General features: G+C 54.8%; 14 protein-coding genes. 5 read left to right on the top strand and 9 right to left on the bottom strand.

Annotation, left to right across the window (positions count from 1 at the left end):
* Positions 1–22 precede the first annotated feature (22 nt).
* The 8 genes from RC73_RS08025 to RC73_RS07990 all read right to left on the bottom strand — a co-directional run bounded on the left by RC73_RS08025 (position 23) and on the right by RC73_RS07990 (position 9980).
* Positions 23–880: a pirin family protein gene (locus RC73_RS08025; protein WP_039034149.1), complete on the bottom strand. Its 858-nt coding sequence runs from the start codon at positions 878–880 to the stop codon at positions 23–25.
* 99 nt (positions 881–979) lie between these two features.
* Positions 980–1903, bottom strand: a complete 924-nt coding sequence (locus RC73_RS08020) for a phosphatidate cytidylyltransferase (RefSeq protein WP_025008904.1) — start codon at positions 1901–1903, stop codon at positions 980–982.
* Positions 1900–2538, bottom strand: coding sequence for a lysophospholipid acyltransferase family protein (locus tag RC73_RS08015; RefSeq protein ID WP_025889733.1), 639 nt, complete (start codon positions 2536–2538; stop codon positions 1900–1902). Before RC73_RS08015 ends, RC73_RS08020 begins: the two co-directional genes overlap by 4 nt.
* A 19-nt stretch (positions 2539–2557) precedes the next feature.
* Positions 2558–2986 carry a hypothetical protein gene (locus RC73_RS19845; protein ID WP_052248072.1) on the bottom strand — a complete coding sequence of 143 codons (429 nt, stop codon included), beginning with the start codon at positions 2984–2986 and terminating at the stop codon, positions 2558–2560.
* Entirely contained in the window at positions 2979–4364 is a 1386-nt protein-coding gene (locus RC73_RS08005) for a phosphatase PAP2/dual specificity phosphatase family protein (RefSeq protein ID WP_039034148.1), read from the bottom strand. Before RC73_RS08005 ends, RC73_RS19845 begins: the two co-directional genes overlap by 8 nt.
* On the bottom strand, positions 4364–6133 hold the full coding sequence (locus tag RC73_RS08000; protein ID WP_039034147.1) for a bifunctional alpha/beta hydrolase/class I SAM-dependent methyltransferase: 1770 nt from the start codon (positions 6131–6133) through the stop codon (positions 4364–4366). Before RC73_RS08000 ends, RC73_RS08005 begins: the two co-directional genes overlap by 1 nt.
* A gap of 25 nt (positions 6134–6158) precedes the next feature.
* Positions 6159–6773, bottom strand: coding sequence for a CDP-alcohol phosphatidyltransferase family protein (locus RC73_RS07995; protein WP_039034146.1), 615 nt, complete (start codon positions 6771–6773; stop codon positions 6159–6161).
* Positions 6774–6968: 195 nt separating this feature from the next.
* Positions 6969–9980, bottom strand: coding sequence for an ImpA family metalloprotease (locus RC73_RS07990; RefSeq protein ID WP_039034145.1), 3012 nt, complete (start codon positions 9978–9980; stop codon positions 6969–6971).
* A gap of 247 nt (positions 9981–10227) precedes the next feature.
* On the opposite strand from RC73_RS07990, the gene RC73_RS07985 reads away from it, so the two are divergent.
* Both RC73_RS07985 and RC73_RS07980 read left to right on the top strand, forming a co-directional pair.
* Complete coding sequence (locus RC73_RS07985; protein ID WP_052248071.1) at positions 10228–11826, top strand: TerC family protein; 1599 nt, start codon at positions 10228–10230, stop codon at positions 11824–11826.
* A gap of 275 nt (positions 11827–12101) precedes the next feature.
* Positions 12102–14042, top strand: coding sequence for a GGDEF domain-containing protein (locus RC73_RS07980; RefSeq protein ID WP_052248070.1), 1941 nt, complete (start codon positions 12102–12104; stop codon positions 14040–14042).
* A gap of 2 nt (positions 14043–14044) precedes the next feature.
* On the opposite strand, the gene RC73_RS07975 is transcribed toward RC73_RS07980, so the two are convergent.
* Positions 14045–14776 (bottom strand): DUF3581 domain-containing protein, encoded by a 732-nt coding sequence (locus RC73_RS07975; protein WP_052248069.1) that lies wholly within the window; start codon positions 14774–14776, stop codon positions 14045–14047.
* Positions 14777–15176: 400 nt separating this feature from the next.
* Here RC73_RS07975 and RC73_RS07970 point away from each other — a divergent pair, with 400 nt between their 5' ends.
* The 3 genes from RC73_RS07970 to RC73_RS07960 are packed head-to-tail and all read left to right on the top strand — an operon-like array spanning position 15177 to position 17758.
* Positions 15177–16397 (top strand): porin, encoded by a 1221-nt coding sequence (locus tag RC73_RS07970; RefSeq protein WP_039034144.1) that lies wholly within the window; start codon positions 15177–15179, stop codon positions 16395–16397.
* Positions 16398–16439: 42 nt separating this feature from the next.
* Positions 16440–17012 (top strand): FMN-binding protein, encoded by a 573-nt coding sequence (locus RC73_RS07965; RefSeq protein ID WP_052248068.1) that lies wholly within the window; start codon positions 16440–16442, stop codon positions 17010–17012.
* Positions 17009–17758 carry a PepSY-associated TM helix domain-containing protein gene (locus RC73_RS07960; protein WP_052248067.1) on the top strand — a complete coding sequence of 250 codons (750 nt, stop codon included), beginning with the start codon at positions 17009–17011 and terminating at the stop codon, positions 17756–17758. Before RC73_RS07965 ends, RC73_RS07960 begins: the two co-directional genes overlap by 4 nt.
* Position 17759 lies beyond the last annotated feature (1 nt).

Here is a 17759-nt window from a genome sequence, read left to right as displayed (position 1 = left end):
GCAGCCGTCTGTTGCCTATCAGTTAAACGGAACCGGATGGGATCTCACCAAAATCACCGTTTTGGTAGTCACGAATGGCCTGCAGGATCTCCGCCTGGGTATTCATCACAAAAGGCCCCATCTGCACCACGGTCTCACCAATAGGGTTACCGGCCAGAATGAGCAGGCCCGCGCCCTTGAAACCGGCTTGCAGCTCGAGAGGATAACGACTGTCGAGCAGCAACATATTACCGGCCGCCAGTTGTTTGCCATCCGGCAGTTGCAATTCACCACTGTGCAGATAGAGCGCCAGTCGCCCCAGATGACTGAGATCCAACTCGGCTTGGGCATCAGGCGCCAGCGTTAAATCGGCAATCGCCGCATCGCCGGCCAACCCGGTCAAGGGAGCACTGGCTTCAGTACCGGCGAAACGCCAATCACCGGCCAGCAGTCTCAGGCTGGCGCCGTCAGTTTCAAGCTGCGGGTGTTCATCGGCCGCGCTGTCCTGATACCTGGGCGGCCGCATCTTGTCTTTGGCCGGCATATTGAGCCAGATCTGAAAGCCATGCAGCCCCTCTTTGGCATCAGCCAGCGGCATTTCGGAGTGGACCACGCCGCGGCCGGTACTCATCCACTGCACCTTGCCTTCGCGGATGGCGCGGACATTGCCCAGTTGATCCCTGTGCTCAAAACCGCCCTTGCGGATATAGGTAAAAGTTTCCATACCGCGGTGGGGATGCGGCGGAAAACCGCCGAGATAATCGCGTTCATCGTCGGAGCGGATCTCATCCAGCATCAGATAGGGATCCAACGCCAGAGCCTGAAAATCGGCGACCCGGCTGATATTGACCCCATCGCCGTCAGAGGTGGGTTGCGCCGGCAGTATTTGCAATATTTTCATCATTGGGCTCCTTCACTTTGGAATAGCCCCAGCTTACTGCCGACAAATAACAACAAAAAGCGCATTTATCCGCTATGAGTCTTCGACTTTATAGAAAGGTCACACCCACCAATAGCGCACCACATGGAAGAAAACCGGCGCGGCAAAACAGACAGAATCCATGCGATCCAGCATGCCGCCGTGGCCCTCTATCATATGGCCCCAATCCTTGACGCCGCGGTCACGCTTGATGGCCGACATCACCAGTCCCCCGGCAAAGCCGAGCAGGTTCACCAGTAAAGCTATGATTGCCGCCTGCCAGGGGGTGAATGGGGTGATCCAAAACAGCGAAGTACCCACCAGCGTCGCCAGCAACACCCCACCGACCAAGCCTTCGAGGGTCTTGGAGGGCGACAGCTTGGGTGCCACCTTGCGTTTGCCAAACAGCTTGCCACAGCAATACTGCAGCACATCGGAGAGTTGCACCACCAAAATAAGCCAGGCGATCAGCAGCAAGTTACGCCCTTCATAGCCCTCTATCTTCAAGGTCATCAGCGCCGGCACTGACGAGACACAATAGACGGCTATCATCAGCCCCCACTGCACTTTGGCGGTACGCTCAAGGTAACGTGTAGTATCGCCGCCAAGTGCTGCCAGAATCGGCATCAGCAGGAACAGATACACGGGAATAAAGATACTGAACATGCCGTACCAATGGATGGCAATAAGCAGATACTGCACCGGCAAGGCAAAATAGAAGGCGGCGACCAGGGCAGGATAATCGCTGGCCCGGGTCGGTGTCAGGGTTAAAAACTCCCTGAGCGCATAGAAAGATACCAGGGCAAACAGCAATATCACCCCATAGAGCCCGAACAGGAAAGCGATACCTATGGCCAGCACCATCATCCACCAGGCATCGATTCTGGCATTGAGATTGGCAATAACGGCGTTGTTGCCCTTACGCCAGGCCAGCAAACGACCTATCAGGGTCGCTACCACCAGCAACAGGCCTATACCGGCAAACAACCACAGTGTCTGGTTCATACTTCCTCCCGTGACATCGCCAATAGTGCCAAACGCAAACGCTCGAGAAAGGCCACCTTGGTTTCCTGCGGCTGCAGCTTGATAGGCGTGCCGAAACTCAAAGTGCAGAGCAGCGGCAACGGCAGATAACGCCCCTTGGGCATGGCGCGATTGAGGTTGGCAATCCACACGGGGATCAGTTCCAGATCCGGGCGCGAGTGCGCCAGATGATAGATTCCACTCTTGAACGGCAACAATGGCGCCTCGCTCAGATTACGGGTACCTTCCGGGAAGAAGATCAGCGAGTCACCCTCTGCCAGCGCCTTTTCCACCGGCGCCAAGGGATTGCCCTCACCATGGCTCTCTCTTGGAATAAGCACGGCATTGAATACCCGCTGAATAATAAAGCGCCTCAGCGCCGTCTTTTGCCAATACTCGGCGCCGGCAACCGGACGTGTCTTGCGTCTCAGCAAGGCAGGCAGTGATGCCCACAGCAACACAAAGTCACCGTGACTGCTGTGATTGGCAAAGTAGAGCCGCTGATTGTGATTGGCGCGGCAGCCAAGCCACAGGGCGCGGGCACCGGTGACCAACCTGGCCGCCGAGGTGATCCCAAAGGCAGTCAATCCCGCGAGCCAGCCGATTAGGGTATCCATAGATAAGGGTAAACTCCTCTTACAGGAAAAAGCGCCAGACGAGTAACAACACCAATGCGGCGGCCTGCCCGGCAAAGCAGAGGAACAGACGCTTTAGCAGCGCCTGCGCACCTTGGGCGCGCAGCAGCATGCTGCGACCGGCCTGCTCTTCTTTGAGCCAGCCGAGCTGCTGCATGCTGTGATCCAAACGTTCGCAGGAATGCTCCCCTGCCAGGGCGGCAAACAGCTTGGCATCCAGCGCCACTCTGAGGCCGAAATACTGTCCGGCCAGTCCTAAAAGCACCATCAACAGGGCACTGAGCAGTTCCGGCCATCCCTGAAGCTTGCCGCCCCAGAGAAGCAGCAAAGGTGCCAACATCAAAACCGCACTAAACCAGCGCAGCGGCGCGGCATTGCCCAATAAAGTGGCCACCAATTTTGCCAGATCCCGCTGCTGCGACTCAGGCATGTTGCACCTCTGGCGGGCAAAAACCGGACTTGAGCCGCTCCAGGTAAGCCAGAGTCTCTGGCTTGAAAACCACCTTGGGCCTAACGGTGGCAATCATCTTTGCGGCATCCAGGGCACTGCCGGCCCGACCGCTCAGCAGCAACCAGGCCGCCAATACCAAGGCGCTACGGCCATAACCCAAGGCGCAACATACAAGTAGAGTACCTGAGGTGCGCAAACACTCGAGCCGCCTGACCGCTTCCAGGCAGTCCTGTTCATCCGGCAAGCATAAATCCAGCATGGGCATGGGCTGATACCATTTGAGCCTGCCTTCGGTCATCCCCCGGGCGGGTGTCAGCAAAGCCTTGCCCGAATAGGGGAAAGGCAACTCGGCGCAGAGATCCAATATGGCATCATATTGCTGCGCTTCACTCATGGTGGGCATGCGCCCAAGCCAAACCCCGGGCAGCACCTCTTGCGCCGCTACCTTGCCAGCGGTCCAGAAACGGATATTGAGCCAGGCAAACAACCGGTAAGGTAATAACAGCCAGCGACTGGCGAAGCTGGGATGGCCCAACTCACTCTTTTGAAAACCCGCGGCGGCAAACAGGAGATAATTGAGCGCCACCATGGCCAGCGCCAAGGCCAGCCAAAACAGCAGCATGCCAAAGAGACTCATGGGCCAGAGCAAGGCCGCGAGCAGCAGCAAGACGACGCCCACGCCATAAGCCGCTGCCAGCTTGAGCCTGCAAGGTTCCCTCGCCAAACTCAAGCGGCTGAACGAATTTCGTGGCCACAGCCAGAGGCAGAACAGACCGGCCGCCAGCCCTGTGGGCAGGTCGATAAAATGATGTTGCCAAGTCGTCAGCACAGACAGGCCAATCAAGGCAAACCAGCCGTGGAGCAGATAACGCCAGGGGCCACTGGCCCGCTGACTGTATTCACTCCAGAGCACCACCAAGAGCGCGATGTGCAAAGAGGGCGCCTGATTGAAAGGCTTATCAAACCCCATCAGGAGATCGAACAAACCACCAAAAACGCCGTCGAGCGGCGGGCGCTCAAAACTGAATTTAAGGGGCCAGATGAGAAAACAGCCGATGCACAGAAGCTGTACGCTCAGCAGCCTGAGCCCCAGTCTGTCTATCCCCTTACGGCTGAAGGGGAGCAGAAACGCCAGGCCGTAGAGAAGATCTATCGACCAGTAAGGCACTATGGTCCAGGGCCAGAGCGGAATGGCATGTTCCCAGGAAAACACCAGACTGGGAACCTCACTTTGCTGCGAGGCATACCAATTGGCAAAACCATAGCTGGCAAAGAAAAACGGCGCCAACAAGGCCAGCCAAAGCAGGCCCCGGCGAATGGTGCCGACCTCGCGTCGACGGGCGGGCAGCTCAGGCATCAGTCGGCCTTACGCGCCATAGACACGGTAAATATGCCCCACTCATCCACTCTTTGAGTCAACTTGTGAAAACCGTTGGCTTTGGTCAGTTGATCCATCTCCTGCTGACTGCGGCGACGCATCACCCAAGGCTGACCGTCTCTGTGGCTGGTCAGGGCCCGGCCGATGAATTCCAGCTGCGGATGCCAAGGCTGGCCCGTGTAGATAAGCAGACCTCCTGGCGCCAGCGCCGCGGCAATACCCGCCAGGGAGCGAGACACCATCTCATTGTCACCAAACAGCTCGTAAAGGCCGGAGACTACCGCCAGGGTTGGCTTGGGCTCGACCGCCGCCAGCGAATCAAAGTCGAAGGCATCGCCCTTTTCAAAGCGCACTATGTCACTGAGGCCAAGCTCATCGATGAGGGCGCGGCCGTCGCGGATATTGATATCACTGTAATCACGCAGCAGCACAGAATCGGGCTTGATATCGCTGTTCGCCAGGCTCTCCAGCAGATAGCGGCCATGTCCGGCGGCCACATCCATCAAATGCAGCGGCTTTTCTTCCTTTCTCAACGTCGACAGCGCCTGCGCCAGCAACTCTTCGATATGGCGTTTACGCTGGCGTATGCCGCGCCAGCCAATAGCATTGAGATATTGTTTGTCGACAAAACGGCCAAACTCCCCCTTGCCGGAGGGGGTGTTGCGATAGACATAGTCCAGGGTACTGCCCGAGTCGAAGCCGCGCTCGAAACCCAGAGCGATGCCCTCTGAGTATTTCTCCCCCAGCTTCATCACCGCGCGGGTGGCTTGCCAGTATTTGGCCTGCCAGGAAGCCTCGGGCAGAGGGGCGGCGAGCGATTCACTCTCGGCGCAGCTCGGGCCGAATTTATCTTGCTGCAACAAATTCACTGCCGCCTGCGGCGAGGCGATATTGGCCCGCAGGAAGCGTCTGATCCTGGCTATCGGGTCGGCCCGCTCCAGCTCTCCCAGGGTGTCATGATAAAACCCGGGCAACAGGTGCAATTCTTTACGCTGGGAACCCAAGCGCTCAAAAAACTGCTGCTGCGGCTTGCGCCGAACCACATAGTCGGCGCCCGAGATCAGTACCTGAGTCGGTACAGTAATCGCCTGGGCATTAGCCACCACCCTTTCGGCGGCATCATAGAGTCCCAACAACACATTGACCGAGATCGGTCTGGCGATCAGTGGGTCAGTCTCAAAGCTGTATTGTCTGGCGGGGTCATGGGTCAACAGCTTGGCCTTAACATAGCTGTTGACGAAAAAGTTGCCCTTGAGGCTCCTCAGCAGCTTGAGCCCAGGGATAGCAAAAGGCACATAGAGCTTGACGCTGAAGGCCGGCGACGCCAGCACCAGCGCGCGAATAGCAGGCGCATAGTCATGCACCCAGGTGCTGGCCAGCACGGCGCCGACACTTTGGGCCACCACACACAGCTGCTCTTGGCTGCAACCATGTTTGCGCTCTATGTGTTCCACAAAGGTCTGAATGTCGCGAACACTGGTACCAAAGGAGGGGCTGTCGCCTCTGGCGCCCGGTGATTGCCCATGACCACGGGCATCCCAGGCGAAAAAAGCCTGCTCAGGCAGCGCCAATTCATCCACCAGGTGCGCCATTCTGCCACCGTGTTCATGGCCACGGTGGAACAGCAACACGGCCCCGGATTCCTCTTGTTCATTGGTTTCCAGCGCCGGCCAAAAACGATAAAACAGCTGGAATCCATCATGGGTAGTAAAAAAGTGTTCCTCGGGTACCCTTGCGGCATTATCCATATATTTCATTCCTTTGATAACCAACTTAACTTGCGCGCTCGGCCTGCTTCAAACCGGATTTTACCCGGTTGAATATGGTCAGACAGAGTAACAGGAGCACCAATGACAGGATCAAATTGAGCCAGAATGGCGTCAACCAACCCAAGGCGACAGCCAGCCCCAGAATACCGAAGACAAACGCGCGATCACTCTTGCCCATGGGGCCATCATAGCGGCGCTCTGCCCCCACCATCAGGCCGAGCACCCCGGCGTATTCACTGGCAACGGCCAGTAAGGTCAGGGCGATCACCAGCGCAGGTTCCACACCACCGAGCAAGGCGAAAGGCAAATAGAGTATCGCATCCGAAACGATATCGGCGAGCTCATTGAGATAGGCGCCGAGACGGGATTGCTGCCCAAACTCACGGGCCAACATGCCATCTATGGCATTGAGCGCCATTCTTTTCAGCATCCAAATAGGGATGAGAGCAAAGAGCCAAGGATGAGGCCAGATAAGCAACAGGGTTCCCAGCAGTATAGAACCCAGCGCCGCCAACACTGTGACTTGATTGGCGCTGACGCCGCGCCGATACAGACGGGTAACCAGTGGCCTCAGTAGGCCCTGAAAGCGGGATTTCAACTGATAAACAGACAAACTCATTGGCTACAACATCCTAATCGAGAAAGAAAAGTTCTCACAGTCATCCTTGAGTCTCGCGCAAATGACCAAAGTGCACTATGCCTGATTTTTAATATGCTTCAAAGTGCTTGGGGGAAAAAGCCGCGGCTGAATCACGCCCCAACCGCAACGCCTCCGAAAAGAGGGAAAGAGCGCTAAAGCGCCCTTTCCTCTCAGTTACCAATTGGCATCCAGAGTGAGCTTGGGCACCGCCAGCTCAGCACATTGGCTCGAAAGGCGATAAAACACGGCTTCGGCGGCCGGGTAACCATAGGCAGCTACCTGGTTGGCGGCCTGGGCCTGATAGCGCACACCCCAGAGATCGAACCAGGGACGCATATCCAGTTGCAGCAACTTCGACAGGCTGAGCAGCATAAAGTCGTTGCCATCCAGGTTCGGGGCATAGATATAACTGCTCATGCCCAGTGCATCCCTCATCTCGCCCCAGCGAGCGACGTCGGCAATCGCATGGCTGAACAGACGCTCATGCAGATAGAGCAAGGTGAAAATCTGCCAGCCGTTATCCAAACCGGCATGCTCTTCGGCCAATGCCGCCAGCTGCAGATAGAAATCCAGCCTGGGCCCGGCGTTGTCATAAGTGCCGGTCTGACTCCAGAGCTTTTCGTAGACAGAGGTCACAGGATCGCTGCTGTTTTGCGCCTGTTTCAGCCACTCGAACGTGGTTTGAGGCGACTGGCGATCGCAGCTGGCGATCCGCTCACCACTATCTTTAAAGCGTTGCCAACCCTTGTACAGCGGGAAAATATTATTGGAGACTTCACCGGAGCGGCCACCATAGATTTTCAGCCGGTTCCGCTGCAGATTGTGGCCTATCTCGTGACTCTCGCCCCAGCCGAAGGGACTCAATACCCAGGCTTGATCATAGGGGTTACCCGAGCAGCCGCCACCGCAGTGTGCCGCCTCATCGACATTGATGTGCTGCACCTTGGGTTTGGCATGGATCTGTTCATTTTGGCAATCCCACCCCAGCAGGGCGCAGCGGGCGGCCACGCTGGGTGCCAGCGCCAGTCCTTCACCACTGAAGCCGGCCAGATCGTAGGTCCCCTTGATCATATAGCGCCAAACATCATTCAGGGCCTGCTCCACATCGCCGCGGTACGGCTCAGCATAGATGAACTGTTTCATCATATGTTTGCGGGAGTTAACTTCGACAAAGTCGGTGCGCAGCCCGGCCCAGCTCAGCGGGTTGGTTTCAAGCGCCGTCAAATAACCACTCGCTTGGTTGAAATCCTTGAGGTAGGGATAGGCCAGTACATTTTGCGCTTCAACACTCACCACGCCCTCACCGGCCGGCAGTTGCAGCATCAAAGTCCCGCCATAAGGGCTACTCAGGGTCAGAGGTTGCCCGGGTTTCAAGGTCAGCTCGACCGAGCGCAAAAATTTGGGGCGCTGGTATCCCTGGTTATTGAATTCCCGGGTTGAGCCGGTTCTCTGGGTATTGATAAAGGCCTTGACCGTCAGCGGCAGTGTGTCTTTGCGCTCGAGACGCACACTCTGGCCGGGCAACAAGTAAAAACCGCTGCCGCGATAACCACTCTCTTTGCCCAGTGCCATTTCCAGGCTGACGTTCTCAAGCGTCAGCGTTTGCGGCAAAGGATCGCTGAAATTGCCCAAATCCGGCTGCGCTGGATTATTCCCCCTCAAATACAGCGCCAAGTGGTCGGCCAGATAGGCCGCCAGAAAACGCCCTTGCGGCGTGGTGTCCTTATCCATGGGATAAGCTATGTCGGCACGGTAAAGATCGCCAAGCAACACAAAGAGTTTCAGCAGCCTGCGCCCCTCGTTGCCGAACAACATCTGACCACGGCTATCCAGTTGATTAAGTGAATTTTTAAGCGCTCTGGCACCTGCAAGAAACTCAGACTCAAAGCCGTTGACCTTGTCACAGCTCACTTTACCCACATAGGTTTCACAGCCGGACCAGTCAAAGTTGAAGTCATCATCAATAAAGTGTTGTGTCAGGCGCTGCTCACTGCCAAGCAGCGGGAAAGCGGCCGCCATGGCCGTGGCCGAAGACCAATCGGCAGCGGCGCTGGCCCAGAAGTTACCGCCATAGGGCAAACTGACTCCCATGGTTCCGGCAATGGCGTCGGCCACCGCATTGGTCGCTTCATACCAGTTGTGCTGATAATAGAGTGCCTTGCCCGATGCCAGCGCCCGGGAATAGACGCCGGCTACCTGCCCGGCATCGGTATCGGCCGCGCGCCAGCCACTGATTAACAACTGGGCATCGGCGATACAGGCTTCCAAAGTGGCGACCTGATTACAACTCTTGATGGTCCAATTGGGAAACCGCCCTTGCAGCCAACTGCGACTGGCACTCTCCTGGCCACCAAGAAAGCTCAAGGACACGGTCAATGGTTGCTGCAATTCTGCCACTTGTGCTCTGTTCAGCAACCAAGCCAGCAGATTATCATTGGCTGGCTCCATGGCGGTGAGTTCACCGGCATGGAAACGGGCAAACAGATGGGTACCAAAGGCCGCAAAGCGCCCGGTATACTGCTCACCGGCGACGGCCAATACCTGACCCGTGTTGGCACGTAGCAGAGGTGTGGCGATTTCCGGCTCGATGATATTGAACAATTGAGTTCGGTTGCCTGGAGCATAAGCCAGCGCCATATCGGCAAATACCCTTTGCCGCAGAGCTTGCTCATTCGAGCGCCGCTGCATTATCTGCACGGCAATCGCCTCAAGCAGAGTATCCGGGTCCAGCCCGCTTGCATCACCGCTTGCCAGCGCTCGCTCCAGAGGGCTTTGGCCGTCCACGCCAAAAACTGCCAACTTGAGGCTGACGCTGCCACCACGGCCATCACTGACCTGCAATAGCCCCTGATCGCTGCCCTTGGCATTTTTATCTGCTTTGTAGCTCAGCATATCGCCATCGAGACTGAACTGCCCCAGCTTGCCCTGCTCGGCAATGCTGGCCTGCAAGGGATCGCCATCGGGATCTGACACATAACCTTGCCAGTTGACCGTAATGCTCTGCAGCAAGCTGTCATAAGCCAGCTGAATATCGTCACCCTTAGGCGCTTGATTAACGCCAGCAGGCGGCTGCAGATTATCACCGCTTGACCCGGAGCCACTTTCATCATCACCACCGCCGCAAGCGCCAAGCAGTAAACTACCCAGTAATATCGAGTGCAGCAACAGAGGTTTTTTTCTTGCCATCACAGATGTTTCCCATTTGTTATTCCGGGTTAATTCTAAAGTCTGCCATGGAAAGATAAAACCTTTATAATCAACTTTTTAAGCAACTATCAATGCGTAAATTTTATGACTCAAAGGCAGTTTTTTGACACTCATTCAAGCGCTGCAGCACCGGCAAAGGATTAACCAAAATTAATTCAGCATTTCGCCCAAGTTGTGCTGCAATAGGCCCAAGTTAAACCCATTTTGAGGCCCTTGGTTCACCACTATGGAACTTTTGCTCGACCCACACATATGGATCGGACTCTTTACCCTTATCATCCTCGAGATAGTTCTCGGCATAGACAACCTGGTATTTATTGCCATTCTGGTTAAAAAACTCCCTCAACATCAAAGAGACAAAGCCCGGGTCATAGGCCTGTCGCTGGCCTTATTGATGCGCCTTGGCCTATTGGCCGTGGTGTCCTGGCTGGTCACCCTCAACCAACCTTTGTTCAGCCTTGCCAATTTCAGTTTTTCCGGACGGGATCTGATCCTGATATCCGGTGGTCTATTCCTGCTGTTCAAGGCCACCAGTGAACTGCATGAAAGGCTGGAGTCCAAAGAGCCGGAAATAGGCCAGAAAGTCGCCTATGCCAGCTTTGGCATAGTTGTGACCCAGATACTGGTGCTGGATGCGGTATTCTCCATCGACTCCATCATCACCGCGGTCGGCATGGTGGATGAACTCTGGGTGATGATGACAGCCGTAGTGGTAGCCATGACTGTGATGTTGCTGGCTTCCAAACCGCTGACTCGCTTTGTCAATGCCCACCCAACCGTGGTGGTGCTCTGTCTCAGTTTCCTGTTGATGATAGGTTTCAGCCTGGTAGCCGAAGGCTTTGGTTTCCATATTCCAAAAGGCTATCTGTATGCCGCCATAGGTTTCTCCATCATGATCGAGTTCTTCAACCAGTTGGGGCAACGCAGGTTCGAACAACGTGAAGCCCGTAAACCCTTGAGGGACAGGACAGCCAACGCTATTTTCAAGCTGATGGGCGGCAAGAAACAGTTTGAAGAAATTGACGAAGATGAAGAACAGCCAAACGACGAGCGTGCCCTGAGCAAGTGCTTTGCTGAAGACGAGCGCAACATGGTCGGCGAGGTGCTGACTCTGGCGGAGCGCCGCATCAAGAGCATTATGACGCCGCGAGCCGAAATAAGCTGGGTTAACCTCAGCCACAGCCCCGAGCAGATAAAACAACAACTGCATGGCGACAGATTCAGCCAGTATCCCCTGTGTGACGGCGATATAGACAAGGTCGTGGCACTGGTGAGTGCCAAGGAGTTGCTGGCCGCCATAGAGCAACAACGGCCACTGCAGAGTCTGCGCCCCGGCCACAAGCCGGTGATAGTGCCGAAAAGCATCAGCGTGTTCCGTTTGTTGGAAGAGCTAAAGCGCGCCAAGGCCGACATGGCGTTGGTCACAGACGAATTCGGTGCCCTATTGGGACTGGTCACCGGCCACGACATTCTCGAAGCCATAGTCGGCGAACTGCCCCAGGAAGATGAGGCCGAAGAGATCCGCATCGATGGCGATGGTTGGCGCGCTCGCGGCAGCATTAACCTGCATCAGTTAGGGAAGCTCCTGGGCTACGATGAACTCGAAAGCCATAATCACGAGTATGTGACCCTCGCGGGCATGTTACTGGCACGCTTTGGCCGGATCCCGGAAGCAGGCAGTGTGCTGACTATAGAGCCCTGGCGCTTTGAAGTCACTGAGATGAATCAGCACCAGATAGCCGAAGTCAAAATAAGCCGTCTGGATCAGCAAACTGAAAACAGCCCTGCCAACGACGGCCCCTATCAAACGCTAGTAGAAAACTGATCCACAAGCGCCGATAGCCAAACAAAATTTGCGGTTATCGGCGCTGTTTTTACGACAACCCGCCTTTCCGCCATTTGTTGATCACCTAGCTCCTTCGGGCACTCCGGCTCCATCGGACAATTCCCAAACTTAAGTAGTCACCCGCGAATAATTAGACAAACCCAAGCCGCCAACGCGATAATCCCTCCCCAATATCACTTTTATCAGACATTTTCGGTTCAAAGAGCACTAAAAGTATGAAGAAACGCTTCTGCCTGCCATGGATAGCAATAATAATGATACTGGCCAGCCCTGCTCTGTCGGCGACCAACGCAGAGCAATTCTCCCGCTTGCTTAAAGGGGCCGAAAGCCAGCTCTATTCACTGCCGCAACGGTCGCAGGCTCAACTGTACGAGATGGAAAGCGGGCAACTCAAAGACCTGCCCAAGCCCCTGCTGACCCGTTTTTATCTGACCAAGGCGACAGTATCTCTGCTGCTGCATGAGATCCCCGCCGCCGAGCAAGCCGCCAAAGAGGGCCTGAAACTGGCGGTTCCGGGAACCAGCGAACATACCCTGCTGGAACTGAGACTGGTACAGGTGATGTTGCAATCCGGCAAGGTCACGCAGGCCATCAGCGAACTGCAAAAAATAATAGATAGTCAGCAAAATTCGGCCGATAAAGTGGTTCAGGCTGAAGCCCTGCTACTAAAAAGTAAGGCGCTTGAACAGCAAGGCAAGCTGGATGCATCCTATGCCAGCCTGATGCTGTCATTGGACGCCGCCGAACAGAGCCAGAACAAAGAGTTGCTGGAGCGGATCTCCTTTGGCATGGGCCACCTTCTGGTGCGCCTCAACGGCTTTGAGCGCTCGGAAAAACTGCTTAAGAAAGCATTCAAATTCTTCAAGGACAGAAGGATGTCCTACAATCAGATGCTGGTGCAATTGGAATTGGCTCAGTTGGCCGAGCAGCAGGGACAGGTTGAAATAGCCATAGATAGATATCAAGCGGCGCTGGAACTGGCCAGAGTATTGGGATACGGCCTGTATCGCTTTCGCATCAATGTAGAACTGGCGCTAAAGTACCGGGATTCCGGGGATGAGTCTTCCATGGCAAAGCACCTGCAACTGGCCGACAAGTTGCAATATCGCGAGACTTCAACCCTCTATACCAGCCGCTTTCAACTGCTCAAGGCCCAAGAGTTACTCAACAAGCATAAGTACGCCGAAATGGCCGTCTATGTCGACCCTCTGCTTATCAGCTTTGCCAAGGAAAAAGCCTTGTTACGCTCCCAGATAGAATTGTTAAAGGTCAGCGCCGAAGGCTTTGCCGGATTGGGTAATTTCAAGCGCGCTTACGAGGTATTGGATCAGTACCAGCAACGCTTCGCCGTATACAGCTCCAAGGAGTTGGTCAGTAATCTGGATCGCCAGCAGTTACTGTTTAACTTAGAACGTCTCGAATTTGAAAACCAGGATCTCAACTGGAACAACGTACTGCAAAAACTGGAGTTGGAAACCAACCGCACGACCCTGAATCAACTCAATATCATCAGCAGCATCATCCTGTTGCTGCTGTTACTGGCCACTATCATCATTCTCTGGCTCAATCGCTCACGCTTGAAGTGGGGACTGCTGGCCAAGACTGACAGCCTCACCGGCCTCTATAACCGCCGTTATCTGGCAGGTTGGTTGCTGTACCATCAAGCTTCAGAGGAGCAAAGCCAGGAGTCGCAACCTAAGTGGCGCACACTGCTTTTTCGACTGAAATCACTGTTGTTGCCGGCCAAAGTCCAGCGCAGACATGGCCCGCTGGCGTTAATCACGCTCGACATAGATAGTTTCAAAAAGGTTAATGACACTCATGGCCACAATAACGGCGACCGAGTGCTGATCGAACTGGCCAAGGTGATGAAAGCCTTGCTGCGGAAGGATGATCTGCTGGCTCGGGTTGGCGGTGAAGAGTTTATGTTATTGCTGCCCAATACCGGCTTGAATGACGCTGTGTCTGTTGCCGAAACCCTTAGGCAAAGCGTGGCCGAGCACATATTCACCCTGGAAAATGGCGAGCCACTGAGACTCACCGTTAGCCAAGGAGTGGCTTTGGACGTCGACGGCTGCCAAAGCTTCAGTCAACTGACTGATACTGCGGATAAACTTCTTTATCAAGCCAAGCAGCTTGGGCGTAATCGAGTCGAAAGTGAGCTGGCACAGGACTCAGAAGCCAACGCAGTTTGAATTCAGGCGTTTGTCTGCGAGCCGCCGCCATTCCAGCTGCCATCGCGGCGCGCCTGATACTCACTGACCATGGCCTCCACTGCCGCCTCGTCGAAAGGACGTAAGCCACTGAGTACCAAGGTCTTACGTCCGGTTCCTACCTGTTTATCATCACTGATAAGCGCGAAATCCAGCGTCACATCGCCGCGTTTGCCATCGACTTTGAGATTGCTGTTAATCAGCTCCAGTTTAACCTGCTCAAACTCCAGGGTGTCCAGTTCAAAACCCATGCTTTCATAGATAACCAAGGGCCGCGCCGGATTAATGGTGACCTGATGCTCGCGCATCAAAGGCACCAAAACATGGGTAAAGTTGAGACCGGAAAAAGCCACATAACTGCGGACAAATGACTCCAGTTGCCGCTCGCAGTGGCGCGTTTCACCATCGCGATGGACATTCAGGTAGCGTTTGCCGCGCTCATCTTCTATCGCCAGCTCGGCCCCCTGGTCACCAGGAAAATGCAGACATACGCCGTCACCGACCATGCCTTCAAACTTGAACAGCATCCGGCGGCTAAGGCCATAATCGTTCAACACCAGGGCAAACAGAAGATCGCCTGGAACGCAAAAACGCTTGGCATCCTCATCATGGATAGGATTGAAATCCCCTGCTACTCCCTTGGCAAAATCACTGGCCTGCTTGCGGCCTATGGTTATTTGGTTATTTTCTCTTTTAAAATAATCAACTAGAAACATCTTGTTCGAACACTCACAAAGCCAAGGCTAACCGGAATAAAAAGGTTTATCAGTTTAACCGCCTTTTGACAAATAACTCACCCGATCTGTTGGCCTTGACTTCCAGCCAAGGTTAAATGTTTAAAAATCAAGCAATCGCACTTCAGCGACTTTATCCGAAAATGGTTCCAAGCTCTGCTGGATAACTCAAATACAGCCTTACTACTTTGCTTAAAAGATCAAAAGCTTACTTTGTAAAGCCAGTTTTTCAGGCAAAACCTCAACAATAACAACTCGGTTTACAGACGCTGACATTTGTTAATTTTGATCACAACAATAAATGCAAATCGTTTGCATTTATTAAATCAATTGCTAGAATTCGCCCGATTTCAACAACAGTAACATCACAACGGGAACCAAGATGATCAAGAAAACTCTCATTGCCAGTGCGCTACTGACAGCCCTGTGCGGCCCGCAGGCATTCGCCTCGGACGAGACTCAGGAGCTGCGCAAAATCATCGAACAGCAGCAGAAGGTCCTCAAGGATCTGGAGCGCCGTCTGGCAGAAACCGAAAAGCGTCAGCAACAAACTGCCGAGCGTGTCGAGCAAACCGCTGAGCGGGTTGAACAGACCGCCGAGGTGGTAGATGCCACGCCGCAAAAAACCGCCACCACTATCGGCGGTTATGGTGAGCTGCACTACAACAACATAGACAACAAGCTGGGCGAGGATAAGAAAGAGTTCGACTTCCACCGTTTCGTGCTCTTCTTCGGCCATGAGTTTACCGAAGACACCCGTTTCTTCTCCGAGCTGGAAGTGGAGCACTCCATCTCAGGTGATGGTCAAAATGGTGAAGTCGAGCTGGAGCAGGCCTACATAGAGCACGACTTCAACCAAGCCCTGACTGCCAAGGCGGGTCTGTTCCTGATGCCGGTTGGCATCATCAATGAAACCCACGAGCCACCGGCATTTTATGGTGTCGAGCGCAACCCGGTTGAGAAAGACATACTCCCGGCTACCTGGTGGGAAGCGGGTCTGGCAATGAATATCCAGGCGGCTCCCGGACTGGCCTTCGATGCGGCCGTGACCTCGGGTCTGAATGTCCCTACCACAGGTAAAAATGCCTATAAGCCAAGAAGCGGTCGCCAAAAGGTTTCCGAGGCCAAGGCTGACGATCTGGCCTATACCGGCCGGGTGAAATACACAGCCGTTCCCGGCCTGGAGCTGGCCGCGACGGTGCAGTACCAATCGGATCTGACTCAAGGCGAAGCCAGTGTAGACACCGCCTCGGCCCTGATGTGGTCGGCGCATGCTATCTACCACCTAGAAAACTTCAGTATCAGAGCCCTCTATGCCGAGTGGGACATAGATGGATTTGAAGCCGAAGCCCTGGGCCGCGACAAGCAAAATGGCTGGTACATAGAACCGTCCTACCGCTTTAACGAGCAGTTCGGTATCTTCGCCCGCTACAACGAATGGGACAACAACGCCGGTGACAATCAAGACACCAAAGAAACCCAAACCAATGTGGGTATCAACTACTGGTTGCACGAGAATGTGGTGTTCAAGGCCGACTACGAAAAACGTGGCGGTAAGTCAGACTCAGATGGGTTCAATCTGGGTGTAGGTTATCAGTTCTGATGATCTTTGGGTGCCCTCTGGGGCGCCCTCATTGAGGCATTTATGAAGACTCTTATTGCATTACTCTCGCTGTTTTTGCTGCCATTCACTCAAACCCAGGCGGCGCAAAGCGTTTACCAAAGCCCGGCAGACTTTGTCACCCAGGCCTTGGGAAACCAAGGTAAAGGTCAAGCGAAAGCCAAAGTCTTTTGGTTCAGCGCCGAGCAACGCCAGGTCATAGAAGAGATACTGGCCCACGATTTTCGGCCGCTGCGTACCCGCTATTGGCAGCAGGGAGACGACACTGTCTGGATCCTCGAGGAGATAGGTAAAGAAGCGCCAATCACTGTGGGTATTCAGGTGCGCCATGGGCAGATTTATCGCACCAAGGTGCTTATCTACCGCGAGAGCCGCGGCGATGAAGTCAGGCACGACTTCTTTACCGACCAATTTAAATCGGCAACACTCACAAAAGATAAACAGCTGGACAAACATATAGATGGCATTACCGGAGCGACACTTTCCGTCAGGGCCCTGACCAAACTGGCCCGCATCGCCCTCTATCTTGACCGGCAACTCAGCCTGCAACACGATCTGCAACAACACAGCCTGCAACAAAACAGCGAGCCCAGATGACACGTAAACATCCGGACTTTCGAGTCCGTCTCCTGCGCACCCTGCGCCCCTGGCACAGACGTATTGGCATCATCAGCAGTGTGCTTGTGTTGCTGCTGACTCTGACCGGCCTGGCTTTGAATCACGGCCGTGAGCTGAACCTATCCCAAGGCGTGCACTGGCAATGGCTGCAAGACTATTACGGCATTGGCGCCCCGGAAGATGTCAAAGTCTGGCAAGCCCAGCCGCTGGCGGGCAGCAGTCAGGGGCAGGCCTGGATAGCCGGCACGCCGCTAGCCGAGCAAACCGATGAGATACTGGCCATAGCCCCCTTTGAAGACAAGTGGCTGCTGCTGACCCGAAACAGTTTGACAATTTTGAGCCAGGATCTTGCTGTGCTGGAAACCCAAACCGAGCTGACAGGTTTGCCGCCGCAGATAAACGCCATGGCGGTCGAGCCCGGCAGTGTCTGGCTGAAAACACCCCGGGGCCAATATCGCAGCGACAGCGAACTGTTGGATTGGCAAGCGGCCAGCAGCCTGGTTGCCCTCCCCTGGATAAAACCACTCGAAGGGGCAAAGATACAAACGCAGCAGTTGCTCGGAGATATTCGCGCCAGTCGCCTGTCCTGGCACAGGGTTCTTCAGGATCTGCACAGCGGCCGGATCTTCGGCGCTGCCGGTAGTTATCTGATGGATCTGGCGGCGATCGCCTTATTGTTGCTGGCCGTGACTGGCCTGATCATTTATTTAAAACAGAAGCGCTGAG

The sequence above is a fragment of the Shewanella sp. ECSMB14102 genome, assembly GCF_000813075.1.
GTDB lineage: Bacteria > Pseudomonadota > Gammaproteobacteria > Enterobacterales > Shewanellaceae > Shewanella > Shewanella indica.
The sequence above is the reverse complement of the archived record's forward strand: the minus strand, read 5'-3'. Positions and strand labels throughout refer to the sequence as shown.

Bases quoted from the DNA above. Each gene is read 5' to 3' on its own strand.
- RC73_RS08025 (WP_039034149.1), bottom strand. From the start codon at position 880: ATGAAAATATTGCAAATACTGCCGGCGCAACCCACCTCTGACGGCGAT.
- RC73_RS08020 (WP_025008904.1), bottom strand. From the start codon at position 1,903: ATGAACCAGACACTGTGGTTGTTTGCCGGTATAGGCCTGTTGCTGGTG.
- RC73_RS08015 (WP_025889733.1), bottom strand. From the start codon at position 2,538: ATGGATACCCTAATCGGCTGGCTCGCGGGATTGACTGCCTTTGGGATC.
- RC73_RS19845 (WP_052248072.1), bottom strand. From the start codon at position 2,986: ATGCCTGAGTCGCAGCAGCGGGATCTGGCAAAATTGGTGGCCACTTTA.
- RC73_RS08005 (WP_039034148.1), bottom strand. From the start codon at position 4,364: ATGCCTGAGCTGCCCGCCCGTCGACGCGAGGTCGGCACCATTCGCCGG.
- RC73_RS08000 (WP_039034147.1), bottom strand. From the start codon at position 6,133: ATGGATAATGCCGCAAGGGTACCCGAGGAACACTTTTTTACTACCCAT.
- RC73_RS07995 (WP_039034146.1), bottom strand. From the start codon at position 6,773: ATGAGTTTGTCTGTTTATCAGTTGAAATCCCGCTTTCAGGGCCTACTG.
- RC73_RS07990 (WP_039034145.1), bottom strand. From the start codon at position 9,980: ATGGCAAGAAAAAAACCTCTGTTGCTGCACTCGATATTACTGGGTAGT.
- RC73_RS07985 (WP_052248071.1), top strand. From the start codon at position 10,228: ATGGAACTTTTGCTCGACCCACACATATGGATCGGACTCTTTACCCTT.
- RC73_RS07980 (WP_052248070.1), top strand. From the start codon at position 12,102: ATGATACTGGCCAGCCCTGCTCTGTCGGCGACCAACGCAGAGCAATTC.
- RC73_RS07975 (WP_052248069.1), bottom strand. From the start codon at position 14,776: ATGTTTCTAGTTGATTATTTTAAAAGAGAAAATAACCAAATAACCATA.
- RC73_RS07970 (WP_039034144.1), top strand. From the start codon at position 15,177: ATGATCAAGAAAACTCTCATTGCCAGTGCGCTACTGACAGCCCTGTGC.
- RC73_RS07965 (WP_052248068.1), top strand. From the start codon at position 16,440: ATGAAGACTCTTATTGCATTACTCTCGCTGTTTTTGCTGCCATTCACT.
- RC73_RS07960 (WP_052248067.1), top strand. From the start codon at position 17,009: ATGACACGTAAACATCCGGACTTTCGAGTCCGTCTCCTGCGCACCCTG.